The organism is Gluconacetobacter azotocaptans (assembly GCF_014174355.1).
Taxonomy (GTDB): Bacteria; Pseudomonadota; Alphaproteobacteria; order Acetobacterales; family Acetobacteraceae; genus Gluconacetobacter; species Gluconacetobacter azotocaptans.
In genome coordinates, this window is the sequence record NZ_JABEQF010000004.1 from 85,346 (window position 1) to 100,240 (window position 14,895).

A 14,895-nucleotide genomic window follows, 5' to 3' on the forward strand; every position below is an offset into this window, starting at 1 on the left:
TTCGATGGCCATGTGGCCGGGACAGTGATCCGGGTTGCTGGTAAACGGGGTGGGAAAGACCCCGTTCCGTCATCAACGAGGCGTCGGCCGGGGTGAAGTCTATCTTTCTTCCCCTTGATCCGGATAGATAACAGGGTCAAGGCGTGGAATTTTCCGTCATCCACAAGGACGGGACCGGCCGGCAGCAGAGAGGGCAGCCGATTTTGGCGAGCAATATCGAGAGCACCATTTCCGACGACCAACTGGTCCGCTACCTGGGCCGGCCGCTGTCCTTTGTATTCCGGTATGTACGGCGTCATGCTGGCCAGCATGTGCTGATCTTCCTCTCGGTCGCGGTGGCGGTCGCGTGTACGGTCGGGGCAACCTACGCCACCCGCTTTCTCGTCGATACCATGACCGCGCATGCGGCGGGAGACATGACGGCGGTCTGGCGGGCGGTCGCGGTTCTCGTCGTCGTGATCGCGTTCGACAACATGTCGTGGCGGGTTGCCGGCTGGTTCGCCACCTATGCGTTCGTCGCGATCACCGGCGATGTCCGTCGCGACCTGTTCCGCTACCTGACGGCGCATTCGGCGTCCTATTTCGCGGACCGCATGCCCGGGGCGATGGCATCGCGCATCTCGACGTCGGCCATCTCGATCTTCACCCTGGAAAATCTGGCGGCGTGGAACGTGCTGCCGCCCTGCCTGAACGTGGCCCTGTCGATCGGGCTGATGGTGACGATCAGCCCGCTGATGGCGGGGGTGATCGTCACCCTGTCGGGCGGGCTGTGCTTCCTGATGTTCCGCATGGCGGCCGGCGGCCGGTCGCTGCATCAGCGCTATGCGTCCGAGGCCTCCCGCGTGGATGGCGAGATGCTGGACATCATCAACAACGTGGCGCTGGTCCGCTCGTTCGGCATGACGCATTACGAACGTGTGCGCCTGGGCGATACCATGCGCCAGGAGATGGGGGCGCGGGGCACGTCGCTGCGCTACATGGAGAAGCTGCGCCTGGTCCACGCGGTGCTGACGGCGGTGCTGACGGCCGGCCTGCTGGTGTGGGTGGTCATGCTGTGGCACCTGGGGCGGGCCAGCATCGGCGACGTGGTCATGGTCACCAATCTGGGATTCATGATCCTGCATGGCACACGCGACCTTGCGGTGGCGCTGGTCGAGACCATCCAGCATATCGCCCGCCTGGACGAAGCCCTGTCGGCCATCCTGGTGCCGCACGAAATGACCGATTCGCCCGAGGCGCGGACCTTCTCGGGCCCGTCGCGGGGCGAGGTGGCGTTTCGCGACGTGACGTTCGCCTATCCCGGCGCGCGCCCTGTCCTGGCGCATTTCGACCTGGTGATCGAAGCCGGGTCCCGCGTCGGGCTGGTCGGGCGGTCGGGTTCGGGCAAGAGCACGATCCTGGCCCTGATCCAGCGCCTGCGCTACGTGCAGGGCGGCGCGATCGAAATCGACGGAATCGACATCCGTGACCTGGACGAGGACAGCCTGCGGTCCTGCATGTCCGTCGTGCCGCAGGACGTGTCGATGCTGCGGCGTTCGATCCTGGAGAATATCCGCTACGGCAAGCCCGACGCGACGGACGAGGAAGTCTTCGCCGCCGCCGCCGCCGCCGGCTGCCGCGATTTCATCCAGTTGATGCCCGAGGGGTTCGAGACCGAGGTCGGCGACCGGGGCGTAAAGCTGTCGGGCGGCCAGCGCCAGCGGATCGCCATCGCGCGGGCTTTTCTGCGCAACGCGCCGATCCTGATCCTGGACGAGGCGACCAGCGCCCTGGACAGCGAGAGCGAGCAACATGTGCAGGAGGCGCTGGACCGGCTGAAGGTCGGGCGGACGGTGATCGCGGTCGCGCATCGCCTGTCCACCCTGCGCGATTTCGACCGGATCGTGGTCATGGACCAGGGACAGATCGTGCAGGACGGCCCCGTCGGCGTGCTGGAGCGCAGCGAGGGACCGTACCGCGATTTCCTGGAACGTCAGTCCATGGTCGTCGAAAGCGCGTTATAGGGCAGGCGCGTCACGCGGCGCAGGGCACCATGTCCCGGCCGTTCCGGCGGCGGGATAATCTTCGATTTGGGTAGTTCACAGATCCACGGGCATAGCACACGCATGATATCAGCAGGCAGGACCCGGCACGGCCCCCGGACAGCAGGCGCGGCGAACGAACAGGATGACGAGGGCGGGCGGCGTGCCCTGAGTGTCGACGCCTACAATCACATCCGTACCGCGCTGATCCGCAGCCGCTATCGCATGGGGCAGAGGCTGGTGCTGCGGCCGCTGGCCGCCGAACTGGGGTTGAGCCCCACCCCGGTGCGCGAGGCGCTGCTGCGCCTGGTTTCGGAACAGGCGCTGGAACTGAACGATCGCAACACGGCCGTGGTGCCCGACATTACGCAGGCGAGCTTCCTGGAAATCCACAATCTGCGCATCGATCTGGAAAGCCGGCTGGTGCAGGCGGCGGCCGTGCGTGCGACCTCGGCCGAAATCGAGGCATTGAGCGCACTGAACGATTCGTTCCTGGTGGCCTGCGAACGCCATGACGAAGGCAGCATGGCGGCCAGCAATGCCGATTTCCACGCCCTGCTGGCCAACGTTGCCGACCTGCCGCTGACGGCCAATATCCTGCACAGCCTGTGGGCGCGGGTCGGGCCGATCTATGCGCTGGCGCGGACCGGGCCCCCGCCGCGCGCGTCGGGCGTGGCCCATCCGCATGACGAATTGCTGGCCGCCCTGCGCGCCCGCAACCCGGAAGACGCGCGGCAGGCCCTGGTGCGCGATTTCGAATATGCGCGCAAATGGATCGAGCCCCTTCTGCCCGTCTAGGACAGGCCGGGGCCTTCCGTCTTGGTGCCCGACTTGTCCTTCAGTTCGGGAACCTCGATGTCGATTTCCAGCATCGAGACCCCCGCACCGCGGTCCATCTTGACCTGGACCTTGTCCTGATCGACGGAAATGTGCCGCTTGATGACTTCCAGGATTTCCTCATGCAGCTTGGCCAGCAGGTCGGACTGGCCTTCGCCGGCGCGCTCGTGCGCCAGCAGGATCTGGAGCCGGTCGCGCGCGACGGGGGCGGAGGTCTTGCGTCCGAACAGGGATGTCAGGAAGCTCATGCGACACTCCGCTTGAACAGCCAGTCGAACAGGCCCTTGCGTTCGGTGGGCACGCTGATGTCCAGCTTCTCGCCTTCCAGGCGGCGTACTGCCTCGAAATAGGCGCGGGCAGGGGCGCTGTTGGGGTTGGACAGCGTGACCGGGGTGCCCAGGTTGGACGCCCGCAGCACTTCCTCGCTCTCGGGGACGATGCCCAGCAGCGGGATGGACAGGATTTCCAGCACGTCCTCGGTCCGCAGCATCTCGCCCCGCGCGGCGCGGGCCGGGTCGTAGCGGGTCAGCAGGAGGTGCTTGTCGATCTTCTCGCCCTTCTTGGCGCGCTCGGTGGTGCTGTCGAGCATGCCGATGATGCGGTCGCTGTCGCGCACCGACGAGACCTCGGGGTTGGTCACGACCACCGCCTGGTCGGCGTGATACATCGCAAGCTGGGCGCCGCGTTCGATGCCGGCCGGGCTGTCGCAGATGACCCAGTCGAACTTCTCGCGCAGTTCGTCCATGACGCGGGCCACGCCCTCGGGGGTCAGCGCGTCCTTGTCGCGGGTCTGCGAGGCCGGAAGGATGGACAGGGTTTCCACCCGCTTGTCGCGGATCAGCGCCTGGGCCAGCTTGGCGTCACCCTGCACGACGTTGATCAGGTCGAAGACGACCCGTCGTTCCGCCCCCATGACCAGATCGAGGTTGCGCAGGCCGACGTCGAAATCGACGACGACGACGTTTTTCCCCGTCTGGGCCAGTGCCGCGCCGAGGGCGGCGGTCGATGTCGTCTTGCCGACCCCGCCCTTTCCGGATGTGACAACCAGCACCTTCGCCATACCATCTGTTCCTCTGTTTGGATTCGCCGCGTGGCGGCGTCCTGTGTGTCCGATTCTAGTGGCGGAGTTGTGGCGTCCGCAACGGGAAACCGGACGCCCGGCCTCCGCCGCCCGCCACCTCGCTAGTCTATGGCCCGGACGACGATGGTGTCGTCCTCCAGCAGCGCCTGCACCGCCCGGCCGGTCAGGGCCGGGTCGATTTCCTCGGCGATCATGTAGTAGCCGTCGATCGCGACCAGTTCCGCCTTCATGACGGTGGCGAAGATCCGCGCGCCGGCCTGCCCACCCATGCCGGCGATCGCCCGGCCGCGCAGCGTCCCGTAGACATGGACCGACCCGCCGGCCGAAATCTCGGCGCCCGAAGCCACCGATCCGATGACGATCACATCTCCATCAGGATACAGGATCGACTGGCCGGACCGCACGGGGCGTTCGACGATCAGCGCCCCGACTGGGACTGCGGGTTGCGGGGCGGGGGTGTCCTCGGCCGCGTCTTCCTCGGGGATCGCGACGGTGCCCGATGCCCGTCCGCCCTCAAAGCTGTCGGGCCAGTCCCATCCGGCGAGGGCGGGCCAGGACCGGTCGCCGCCCTCGATCCCGATGACGCGCACACCGCGTTCCAGCAGGGCGGGGTAGAATTCGGCCAGCCCCTCGGCGTCGGCGGACAGCAGGCCGAGGTCGAGGATGATCGGCTTGCCGACGAAGAAGGACGGTGACCGTGCGATCTGCGCATCCAGGCCGCGCAGCCAGTCGTCCAGCCCGGCCTCGGGTGACAGGACCAGTGCCAGGAAGGAACGGCCGCGGGCTCGGATACGGGGCAGCGGGCGGGAGTCGTCTGACAAGGCGTGACGGACTTTCGGTCTGCGGGGGAAGACTCCGTTCCAGCTACCGTGAGATGCCCGCCCTGTCGAGCCAAAGAGGCCTCGGAGGGCGCGCAGGGGACGAATTCTTCCGCCCGGCGAAGGGACCTCTTGGCGAAGCGGGGGGCGATGCAATAAAGCGATACGATGCGTATTCTCTATCATCTTCCGCTGTCGCCCGCATGCCGCAAGGTCCGCCTTGTGCTAGGCGAAAAGCGCCTGCCGTTCGAATTGATGATGGAAAGGGTATGGGAGCGCCGCCCCGACTATCTGGCCGCCAATCCCGCGGGGACCGTGCCGCTGCTGGTCGAGGAAAACGGGCTGGCGATCCCCAATTCGTCGGTCATCTGCGAGTATCTGGAGGAAGCCTATCCCGACACCCCCCTGCTGGGCCGCACCCTGGCCGAACGGGTCGAGGTCCGCCGGCTGGTCGCCTGGTTCGACGAGAAATTCGCCAACGAGGTCACGCAGAACCTGTTGTATGAAAAGGTGATGAAGCGGATTTCCGGCCGCGGCAACCCGGACGGCAACGCCCTGCGCGCGGGATACGCCAATATCCGCTATCACCTGTCCTATATCGACTGGCTGGCGGAAACCCGCAAATGGCTGGCCGGCGGGGCGCTGTCGCTGGCCGATTTCGCGGCGGCGGCGCATTTCTCGTCGCTGGATTTCATCAACGATGTCGATTGGTCCAAGGCCCCGGCGGCCAAGGACTGGTACGCGCGCATCAAGTCCCGGCCCTGCTTCCGGTCGTTGCTGAACGACCGGGTGACGGGGATCGTGCCGCCGGATCATTACGCCGACCTCGATTTCTGAGCGGCCGATGACCCGACCGATTGAAACCGACGTCATCGTCCTTGGCGCCGGGGCGGCGGGGCTGATGGCGGCGCTGACGGCCGGCCAGCGCGGCCGGCGCGTCACGGTGCTGGACCACGCGGCCGAGGCTGGACGCAAGATCCTGATTTCGGGTGGCGGACGGTGCAACTTCACCAACCGCGATACCGACGCCGGATGTTTCCTGTCCGGCAATCCGCATTTCGCGAAATCCGCGCTGGCCCGCTTCCGGCCGGCCGACATCCTGGCCCTGGTCGAACGTCACCGCATCGCCTGGCACGAAAAGACGCTGGGCCAGTTGTTCTGCGACGGGTCGGCGCGGGCCGTCGTCGAAATGCTGCGCGCGGAATGCGATGCCGGTTCGGTGGATCTGCGCCTGGCGCACCGCATCACCGGGGTAACGAAGGCCGATTGCTTCACGGTCGCCACCGATCGCGCAACGTTCAGCGCCCCGGCGCTGGTGCTGGCGACGGGCGGGCTGTCCATCCCGAAAATGGGGGCGACCGGCCTGTCCCACGACATCGCGCGGCAGTTCGGCCTGCGCGTGACGCCGACAACTCCGGCGCTGGTGCCGCTGACCTTCGATGCCGCGACCGGCGAATGGATGCGCGACCTGGCCGGGGTGTCGGTGAATGTCGAGGCGCGATGCGGCCGTGCCCGCTTCCGCGAGGCCCTGTTGTTCACCCATCGCGGCCTGTCCGGCCCGGCCATCCTGCAGGCGTCGTCATACTGGCAGGCGGGCGGGGAGTTGTGCCTGGACCTGCTGCCGGGGCGGGACGCGGCAGGGCTGCTGCGCGCGGCCAAGCGGCAGCGGCCGAGGGTGGCGGGGCAGACCATGCTGGGCGGCCTGCTGCCGCAACGCCTTGCGCAGATGCTGGCGGCGCACCACCTGCCTGACGGCCCGGTCGGCGAGATGCCGGACGCGGTGCTGAACCGTCTGGGCCAGCTTCTGTCGCGCTGGGTCCTGACGCCCACGGGGACCGAAGGGTACGCCAAGGCCGAGGTGACGCGCGGCGGGATCGACACCCGGGACCTGTCGTCCGCGACGATGGAGGCGCGGGGGGTGCCGGGCCTTTATGCGGTGGGCGAGGCCGTGGATGTGACGGGCTGGCTGGGCGGCTACAATTTCCAATGGGCCTGGGCCAGCGGTCACGCGGCCGGGCGGGCGCTGGCGGAACCGGGCTGACGGCCGGGCCGCAAGAGGCCCGGACAACGGATACGGAAAGGACACGCCATGTCGACGAACGAAACGGATCGCGTCGCCCTGGTCACGGGGGCCGTGCGGGGAATCGGGTTGGAAACGGCGCGGCAACTGGGCCGATTGGGCATCCACGTGCTGGTCGCCGGCCGCAGAGCAGCCCAGGCGCAGGAGGTCGCGGCGCAATTGCGCGCCGAAGGGCTGTCGGCCGAGGGCCTCCTGCTGGACATCGTGGATGACGTCCAGCAGATCGCCGTCAGGGACCATATCGCGGCGACATTCGGCAGGCTGGACATCCTGGTGAACAACGCCGGCATCCTGCTGGACAGAGGCGCGGACGGCGAAGTGCCACCGCCCTCGGCGACCCCGATGGCGGTGCTGCGCGGGACGTTCGACGTCAATGTGTTCGCGACCGTGCAGATTACGCAGACCCTGCTGCCGCTGATTGTGAAGGCACCCGCCGGGCGGATCGTGAACCTGTCCAGCATCCTGGGGTCGCTGACCCTGCACAGCGACCCGGAGTCGTCGATCTACGGCAAGCTGACCCTGGCCTATGATATGTCCAAGACCGCGCTGAACGCCTTTACGGTGCATCTGGCGCATGAATTGCGGGACACGGCGGTGAAGGTCAATTCCGCCCATCCGGGCTGGGTCAGGACCGGCATGGGGGGCGAGCAGGCACCGCTGGACGTCGCCGAGGGTGCGCAGACCAGCGTTCGCCTGGCGACCCTGCCCGCGGACGGGCCGACGGGTGGCTTCTTTCATCTGGACCAGACGCTGCCCTGGTAGGCAACCGGGCGGAGTGTCCGGCCGTTCCTTTTTGACCGGTATCGGGAAGGAGGTTCATCATGGGCGAACATCGGGCGGCATGGCGCCGCGCGGCGGCGCTGTTGCTGATCGGGGGGCTGGCCGTCGTGCCTGCAGGATGCCAGGGCGTGGCCGAGGCGTATCAGCCGCCGGGGCCGCCCGGCCCGGTGGCAGGATACGGCTATAGCTGCCATGCGGGGGTATATACGTGCCGACTGCCGTATCAGGCGCCCTTGGGTGCGCCGTGCAGTTGCCCCGGCCTGGGCGCGCCCTCATACGGAAACGTGCATTAGGTCGTAACGCATACACTTGTTTGGTGTCGGGCGGCGCGCGTGATTCACGCCCTCACGATAAGGGAGGCTTGATCACGCGCCGCCGTTACTGCCGCGGGCGGCGGCCCCTTCGGGGCCGAGGTGCTGCAAAATGCCGTGAACAACACCTGCCAAAGCTCTGAAAACCAGACTTCGGCAGCCGATCGCCCTCCTGCCCACAGGGCTCATCAGACCATTGCCCGGAATGGGAAAGGTCTGGTATTGCGAGCCTTAGGGGGCGATTCCATGAGTAATGATCCGAAGCACGTTATTATTCCGATCTTTTACAACCATCGTGGGGCTATCATCTTCCGTGATCGGCCGGTTAAGATAAAACCCAAACCCTCCGCGATCCAGAGTATCCTGGGATTGGTTAATCAAAAATCCATCCCGAAAGAAGAAACGATCTATCAGGATTATTTCTATTGCGGATTTGAATTTAATCCGAAGAAACAAAAGTTAATAAATGTTCTCATGGGGGATATTTTCGACTATCTCCATTCTCGTGGCATGACCTTTAACTACCCCGGCGTCGATCAGGACTCGATCGCTGAGGACTGGGTCGGGAGCAGACGTTATCATGTCGTAGCCGTTATGGCCGATGTGCGTAACTCATATCTATGTGCCTACGGCTATCTCGATGCGGCAACCAAGGCTTTTATCGAGGACGATAACCAGAAGCGCCACCGCTCCAAGACCAGGGCGCCTTCTTTATCCGTGGCAACAGTGAAGGACATGATCCGCAAGGGTGAACTCGATGAAGCCAATATTCGTGTCACGTCGGTGGTGTCATCCTCGTAGTCGCAGAACAGATAGTATTTAACAGGTCCAATTATCTGTAGCCGACTGCAGCAAGCTTGTTGACCCTGTCCCCTGGATGCCCTCGAACTTAAGTCAGGGTCGAATGCCTCGGCAGTCGACCGTTCCCCCATCCATGCACAGGTCTCGTGCATCGAGGCCGATGCGCTGACCGACGACCTCGGCGAAGGACCTGTCCGGCTGGCCGACAGCGCCCCGAAACCAGCTCACCGCCGTAAAGTTCATCGCAGCCGGAATCCCGTGTCAGCGTTTATGAGTCGACCACCTGGCGCGTCCGATTTTCCGTCGGGGCGGCCGGCATGGTATCTGACGGGCGTCACAGGACAGGGGTGGGCGCAAGGGCATGGCAGGCAGGCATGAGAACGCGGGGGGCGGAGATCTGTTCGGCGATCCCGCGCCGGTGACGCGCACGACCGGCCCCGTACCGCATCGCCGCGCCGGGGCCGCCCCGCCACGCACCCAGCCCCTGGCCGACCGGCTGCGTCCGGCGTCGCTGGACGATGTGGTCGGGCAGGACCATCTGCTGGGTCCCGATGGGGCATTGCGCCGGATGCTGGAACGCGGGTCGCTGGCCAGCCTGATTCTGTGGGGTGGCCCCGGCGTCGGCAAGACGACCATCGCGCGCCTGCTGGCCGATGCGGCGGGGCTGCGCTTCATGCAGTTGTCGGCCGTCTTCTCGGGCGTCGCGGATCTGAAACGCGCGTTCGACGATGCCCGCCGCCTGGCCGAAAGCGGCAAGGGGACGTTGCTGTTCGTCGATGAAATCCATCGCTTCAACCGCGCGCAGCAGGACGGCTTCCTGCCGGTGGTCGAGGACGGGACCGTGGTGCTGGTCGGCGCGACCACCGAAAATCCGTCGTTCGCGCTGAACGGCGCGCTGCTGTCACGTTGCCAGGTGGTGGTGTTGCATCGGCTGGACGACCCGGCGCTGGAACGCCTGCTGGCCCGGGCGGAAGCCGAGGCCGGGCGGCCCCTGCCGCTGACGCCCGATGGCCGGGCGACCCTGCGCGCCATGGCCGACGGGGACGGGCGCTACCTGCTGAACATGGTTGAACAGGTGCTGGCGGTACGCACCGACCAGCCGTTGGACGCGCAGGGCCTGTCCGGCCTGCTGGCCCGCCGCGCGGTCCTGTACGACAAGGACCGCGAGGAACATTACAACCTGATTTCCGCGCTGCATAAATCGCTGCGCGGATCGGATCCGGACGCCGCGCTGTACTGGTTCGCCCGGATGCTGGAAGGGGGCGAAGACCCGCGCTACATCGCCCGCCGCCTGACCCGCTTCGCCGCCGAGGACGTGGGCATGGCCGATCCGCAGGCGCTGCCGCTGGCCGTCGCGGCGTGGGAGACGTACGAACGCCTGGGCTCGCCGGAGGGCGAACTGGCGCTGGCGCAACTGGTGGTCCATCTGGGGACGGCGCCGAAATCGAACGCCGTCTACACCGCCTACAAGGCGGCGCGGCGGCTGGCGAAATCGACCGGCAGCCTGATGCCTCCGGCCCATATCCTCAACGCGCCGACAGGCCTGATGAAGGATCTGGGGTACGGCCAGGGGTATGAGTACGATCACGATTCGGACGAGGGATTTTCGGGGCAGAACTACTTTCCCGACGGCATGCGGCGCGAGGCTCTCTATCGTCCGACCGACCGGGGATATGAACGTGACATCGCGCGACGGCTGGACAGTTGGGCCAGACTGCGGGAAAGCCGTCGGTCATGAGTGTTGTGACCCTGACCGTCAGCGAAGACGAGGCCGATATCCGCCTCGACCGCTGGTTCCGCCGCCATTATCCCCATCTGACGCAGGGCGCCCTGCAGAAGCTGTGCCGTACCGGCCAGGTGCGGGTGGACGGCAAACGTGCCGAGACCTCGACCCGTCTGGCCCCCGGGCAGGCGGTGCGCGTTCCCCCGATCCCCGATGCCAGCCGCCCCGCGCCCCCGCCGCGCAAGGCCCTGGACGAACGCCTGCTGCGCGAGATCCGCGGCATGGTCATCTATACCGACGACCAGGTGATCGTCCTGAACAAGCCTGCCGGCCTGCCGGTGCAGGGTGGTCCGGGCATCACCCATCATGTCGACGCCATGCTGGACGGGCTGAAGACACACGACGACGATCCGCGTCCCCGGCTGGTGCACCGGATCGACCGCGATACGTCGGGGCTGCTGCTGCTGGCGCGCACCCCCGGCGTGGCGGCCAAACTGGCTGCCGCGTTCCGGGGCCGCGACGTGAAGAAGACCTACTGGGCGGTCGTCGTCGGACGGCCGTCCCCGGCATCGGGGGTGATCGACCAGCCGCTGGCCCGGCTGGGGGTGGGGCCCGGCGCGCTGACCGTCGTGGCGTCGCGCAAGGACGAGGACGCGGCCCATGCCCTGTCGGAATACGAGGTGCTGGACGCCGCCGGGCGCAAGCTGTCCTGGCTGGGCCTGTCGCCGCTGACCGGCCGCACGCATCAGTTGCGCGTACATTGCGAGGCCCTGGGGACACCGATCCTGGGCGACCCCAAATATGGCGGCGACGCCGCCCATCCCGAGGGATTCGTCGACCGGCTGCACCTGCACGCCCGCACGCTCGACCTGCCGCATCCGGCGGGGGGGCGTCTGGTCGTGTCGGCCGAACTGCCGGCCCATATGCGCGAGACGTTCCGGCAACTGGGGTTCAGCGCCGGCGCCACCGCATCGCCCCGGCGGACCTGACAGCAACTGAGGCCCTGGACCCGATCATGGATAACAGATTGGTTTCCAAAGGCCGGTGGCCTTTGGCGGGTTTCAGGGCAGCGCCCTGAGGCACGCCGCCGAAGATTGGCATCACGGAGATTACGGCATGACACGCACCGGTCGGGGACGGAAATGGCTGCTGCTGTCGGGGGCGGCGCTGGTTGTCGCGGCCGGCGGCGCGGCGCTGGCGGCGCGGGTGCTGGTCGATCCCGAGGCCTTGCGGCAGCAGGCGATCGTGGCGGTGCGGCATCAGACCGGGCGCACCCTGCGGCTGGGGGCGGTCGACGTGCGGATCGTGCCCTATCCCTCGGTGTCGATCCGCGATTTCGGCCTGTCCGACATGGCGGGCGGCGCGCGGGCCGAAATGCTGGCCGCCGCCGGGCTGGACGCGCGCGTGGCGCTGCTGCCGCTGCTGCATCATGAAATCCGGCTGGAGGATGTGCGCCTGACCCGTCCCGACCTGCTGGTCGAGCGCACGGCGGACGGGCGCGCCAACTGGCAGATGACGCCGGAACCGGACGACAGGCCGTCGGGGCCGGCCGGGTCGCCGTCCTCCACCCGCTGGCGGGTGCGGATCGGCAGCGTGCGCGTCCAGGATGCCGTGCTGGCCTGGGACGACCGGCAGGGCCATGCCACGGGCAAGGCCGCGCTGGACCATGTGGTGCTTGACGGGCTGACCGGGGGCGCCCCGTCCTTCGACGTGCTGGGTCACCGCGCGGGCGATGGCGGCGCGTCCTTTACCCTGGCGGGGCGTGTCGGCGCCCTGGCGTCGATGCAGCCAGGGGGGCAGGCCGGGGGCGCCTGGCCCGTCCATCTGGCGGCGGCGGCCCTGGCCGACGGCAGGACGACGGGGTCGCTCACCGTGGAGGGGACCCTTGCCGATCCGGCGCGGCTGCGCGGATACGATGTCGCGGTCCAGGCGGCTGTAGGGCGACTGGCCGATCTGGAGCGGCTGTTTCCCCATGCCGCCCTGCCGGACATCCGCGATATCACTCTTTCCGCGCAGGTCGCCGACGTGGTGACGGGCGACGGCCCGTCGGTTCCCGGCCTGCGCAGGCTGAGCCTGCGGACGGGCCCGGCCGATGCCGGGCGGCTCGCGGCCGGGTTGCGGCTTGCCCATCTGGCGGTCGATGCTCCGACCCCGGCCGACCATGTCGCGGTGCAGGCCGACGGCGCCCTGGGCGAGCGCGCGTTCCAACTGCACGGCACGCTGGGTACCTTGTCCGAGACGCTGGGCGCGTGGCGCAGCCGCATGGCCACAGGCGTGCCGGTCGATATCGTGCTGGATGCGGGCGGCGGCACGGCGCAACTGGGCGGCAGCGTGGGCGGCGGGCAGTCCGCGCTGGATATCCACGCCACGGCGGCCCATCTGGCGCTGCCGGGCGATCAGGTGCTGGACCGCCTGACGGCCGACGCCCATGTGGCCATGCAGGGCGGCGAGACCATCCAGATGTCCGGCCTGCGGGTGGATGCCGCCCAATTGGCGCTGTCGGGCGACGCGCAATGGACGAATCATGGCGGAACGGGGGGCATGCCCCTGCTGACCGGACACCTGCATGCGGACCGGCTGGATTTCGACGCCCTGCGGGGAACCCGGCACCCGGGGCCGGCGTCCGCCGTGCCCGCAGGGCCGGCCGCACCCGCCCCGGCATCCGGCACCATGCCGCCGGCGGCAGCGCCGGACGATTCGACCCTGCCGTTCGAGCGCCTGCGCCTGCTGGATGCCGATCTCGATCTTTCGGCCGCGCAGGTGCGGCTGGGCGGCGACGATTATCGCGATGCGCTGGCCCATGTGGTCCTGCAAGGCGGGCGGCTGGTCGTCGATCCGTTGCGGGCCGAGGGAAGGGATCGTCATCTGAACGGCCGGCTGAGCATTGATGCATCGGGCGATATGCCCCGCCTGTCCGCCACGCTGGGCTCGCTGGTGCTGCCGGCCGAATGGGCGGCCCCGCGCGTCGGCATTCCCCAGATCCTGCGCGGACCGGTGCAACTGGTGGGCACGCTGGACGCACAGGGACACACGCGGGGGGCGCTGCGGGCGTCCCTGGCCGGGCATCTGGGCCTGTCGCTGGTCAATGGCACCATCGACGGCGCGGCGCTCGGGCGGCTGGTCGGGCCGGCAGCAGCGGGGGACGGGGCATCGGTCGGGCTGCGATGCCTGGGGGTTCACATGGCGCTGGGCGGCGGCCGCGCGGCGCTGGATACCATCGGGTTGCAGACCTACCGCCTGTCGGTGACGGGACATGGCACGGTCGGGCTGGCCGGGCAGGAACTGGATTTGCACCTACTGCCGCAACTGCTGATCGGTTCGACGGGGGCGGCGATGCCGGTCGCGGTGGGCGGGACGTTGCAGGCCCCGCATCCGCGGCTGGACCCGGCCGGGCCGGGCGGGCGGTTCAGCCTGACCCTCGGCCCGTCCGCGGGCATTGCCGATCCGTGCCCGGCGACCTTGCAGGCGGCGCGGGAGGGGCAGCCGGGCCCGGCACCCGGTGCGGCCCCGAAGGTGCACGCGCCCAAGGCCCTCGATTTCCTGCGCGGCCTGGGGATTCTGCGATGAGCACGACGACGGACAACGGCGCGGCGGGTCGCCGCCGGTTCTGGACCGATGCCCAGGCCGTGGTGCTGGAGGAGGGATTCGGCGTCCGGCTGGACGGCCGGCCGGTCCGCCTGCCCGGCGGGACGGAACTGCGTGTGGGCAGCCACGCGCTGGCCCGTGCGCTGGCTGACGAATGGCGGCTGGCCGGTGGCGGGAAGGGGGGGCTGTTCACCCCGGCCGACCTGCCCCTGACGCGAATCGCGGGCACGATGCTGGAGCGAATTGCGCCCGATCGGTCGGAAACCGTGAAGACCCTCGCGGGTTATGCGGAAGGCGAATTGCTGTGCTATCGCGCGCGATCGCCGTCCCTGCTGGTCGAACGCCAGCGGGCGGAATGGGATCCGTGGCTGGAATGGCTGCGGGCCCGGCACGGGATCGTCCTGCGCGTGACCGAAGGCGTGATGCCGGTCAGCCAGCCGCCCGAGGCCCTGGCCGCCCTGATGACGGTGCTGCAAGCGGTTCCGGACGGCGTCCTGGCGGCATTGGGGGTTGCGGTGCCGGCGCTGGGCAGTCTGGTGCTCGGCCTGGCGCTGGCCGAGGGGGCTTTGGCCGGCGAACAGGCGGCCGCCTGCGCCACGCTGGACGAGCGGACGCAGATGGAACTGTGGGGCCACGACGCCCAGCAGGCCGCGCGGCTGGCGGCGCTGGGCCGCGACGTGGAGGAGGCGGCCCTGTTCCTGCGGTTGCTGCAGGGGGCGGAATGACAGGCATGTGACGCCGCGCGCCAGTCATTGATCCGCCACAAATGGCCGGCAGGGTCGGTTTGCGTTCCGATACGGAGCCGAACACTTCGTTACAGAAGTTCGGTGTAGAGGAACGTCAGGGAGACATCACCGG

Annotated in this window: 14 protein-coding genes; 11 read left to right on the top strand and 3 right to left on the bottom strand. The window is 68.2% G+C overall.

The genetic code is table 11. From position 1 onward, the window contains the following. The first annotated feature begins 203 nt into the window (after positions 1-203). Together HLH34_RS06260 and HLH34_RS06265 are read left to right on the top strand one after the other, a co-directional pair. Positions 204-2,003 carry an ABC transporter ATP-binding protein gene (locus tag HLH34_RS06260; protein WP_183118995.1) on the top strand — a complete coding sequence of 600 codons (1,800 nt, stop codon included), beginning with the start codon at positions 204-206 and terminating at the stop codon, positions 2,001-2,003. 102 nt (positions 2,004-2,105) lie between these two features. Next, positions 2,106-2,819, top strand: coding sequence for a GntR family transcriptional regulator (locus HLH34_RS06265; RefSeq protein WP_183118754.1), 714 nt, complete (start codon positions 2,106-2,108; stop codon positions 2,817-2,819). Here HLH34_RS06265 and minE read toward each other — a convergent pair. The 3 genes from minE to minC all read right to left on the bottom strand — a co-directional run bounded on the left by minE (position 2,816) and on the right by minC (position 4,760). Further along, positions 2,816-3,106, bottom strand: coding sequence for a cell division topological specificity factor MinE (gene minE / locus HLH34_RS06270; protein ID WP_183118755.1), 291 nt, complete (start codon positions 3,104-3,106; stop codon positions 2,816-2,818). The genes HLH34_RS06265 and minE overlap by 4 nt on opposite strands. Continuing rightward, a complete protein-coding gene (minD, locus tag HLH34_RS06275; RefSeq protein ID WP_182940212.1) occupies positions 3,103-3,918 on the bottom strand; it encodes a septum site-determining protein MinD in 816 nt (271 codons plus the stop codon). Before minD ends, minE begins: the two co-directional genes overlap by 4 nt. Positions 3,919-4,040: 122 nt before the next feature. After that, entirely contained in the window at positions 4,041-4,760 is a 720-nt protein-coding gene (minC, locus tag HLH34_RS06280; RefSeq protein WP_183118756.1) for a septum site-determining protein MinC, read from the bottom strand. A 165-nt stretch (positions 4,761-4,925) separates the two neighbouring features. On the opposite strand from minC, the gene fzlA reads away from it, so the two are divergent. From fzlA to HLH34_RS06325, 9 genes are all read left to right on the top strand, one after another. Further along, positions 4,926-5,594: an FtsZ-binding protein FzlA gene (gene fzlA, locus HLH34_RS06285; RefSeq protein ID WP_183118757.1), complete on the top strand. Its 669-nt coding sequence runs from the start codon at positions 4,926-4,928 to the stop codon at positions 5,592-5,594. Between the two features lie 7 nt (positions 5,595-5,601). After that, entirely contained in the window at positions 5,602-6,798 is a 1,197-nt protein-coding gene (locus HLH34_RS06290) for a BaiN/RdsA family NAD(P)/FAD-dependent oxidoreductase (RefSeq protein ID WP_183118758.1), read from the top strand. A 48-nt stretch (positions 6,799-6,846) separates the two neighbouring features. Next, on the top strand, positions 6,847-7,599 hold the full coding sequence (locus HLH34_RS06295) for an SDR family oxidoreductase (RefSeq protein WP_183118759.1): 753 nt from the start codon (positions 6,847-6,849) through the stop codon (positions 7,597-7,599). Positions 7,600-7,658: 59 nt separating this feature from the next. After that, positions 7,659-7,910 carry a hypothetical protein gene (locus HLH34_RS06300; RefSeq protein ID WP_183118760.1) on the top strand — a complete coding sequence of 84 codons (252 nt, stop codon included), beginning with the start codon at positions 7,659-7,661 and terminating at the stop codon, positions 7,908-7,910. 135 nt (positions 7,911-8,045) lie between these two features. Next, the gene (locus HLH34_RS06305; RefSeq protein WP_183118761.1) at positions 8,046-8,729 is read left to right on the top strand and encodes a hypothetical protein; all 684 of its coding nucleotides are present in this window, start codon (positions 8,046-8,048) and stop codon (positions 8,727-8,729) included. Positions 8,730-9,090: 361 nt separating this feature from the next. After that, a complete protein-coding gene (locus HLH34_RS06310; RefSeq protein WP_183118762.1) occupies positions 9,091-10,467 on the top strand; it encodes a replication-associated recombination protein A in 1,377 nt (458 codons plus the stop codon). Further along, entirely contained in the window at positions 10,464-11,441 is a 978-nt protein-coding gene (locus HLH34_RS06315) for an RluA family pseudouridine synthase (protein WP_182940219.1), read from the top strand. Before HLH34_RS06310 ends, HLH34_RS06315 begins: the two co-directional genes overlap by 4 nt. 127 nt (positions 11,442-11,568) lie before the next feature. After that, positions 11,569-14,019, top strand: coding sequence for an AsmA family protein (locus tag HLH34_RS06320; protein ID WP_183118763.1), 2,451 nt, complete (start codon positions 11,569-11,571; stop codon positions 14,017-14,019). Further along, on the top strand, positions 14,016-14,762 hold the full coding sequence (locus HLH34_RS06325) for an ATP12 family chaperone protein (RefSeq protein ID WP_183118764.1): 747 nt from the start codon (positions 14,016-14,018) through the stop codon (positions 14,760-14,762). The genes HLH34_RS06320 and HLH34_RS06325 overlap by 4 nt, the downstream gene beginning before the upstream one ends. The last annotated feature ends 133 nt before the right edge of the window (positions 14,763-14,895 follow it).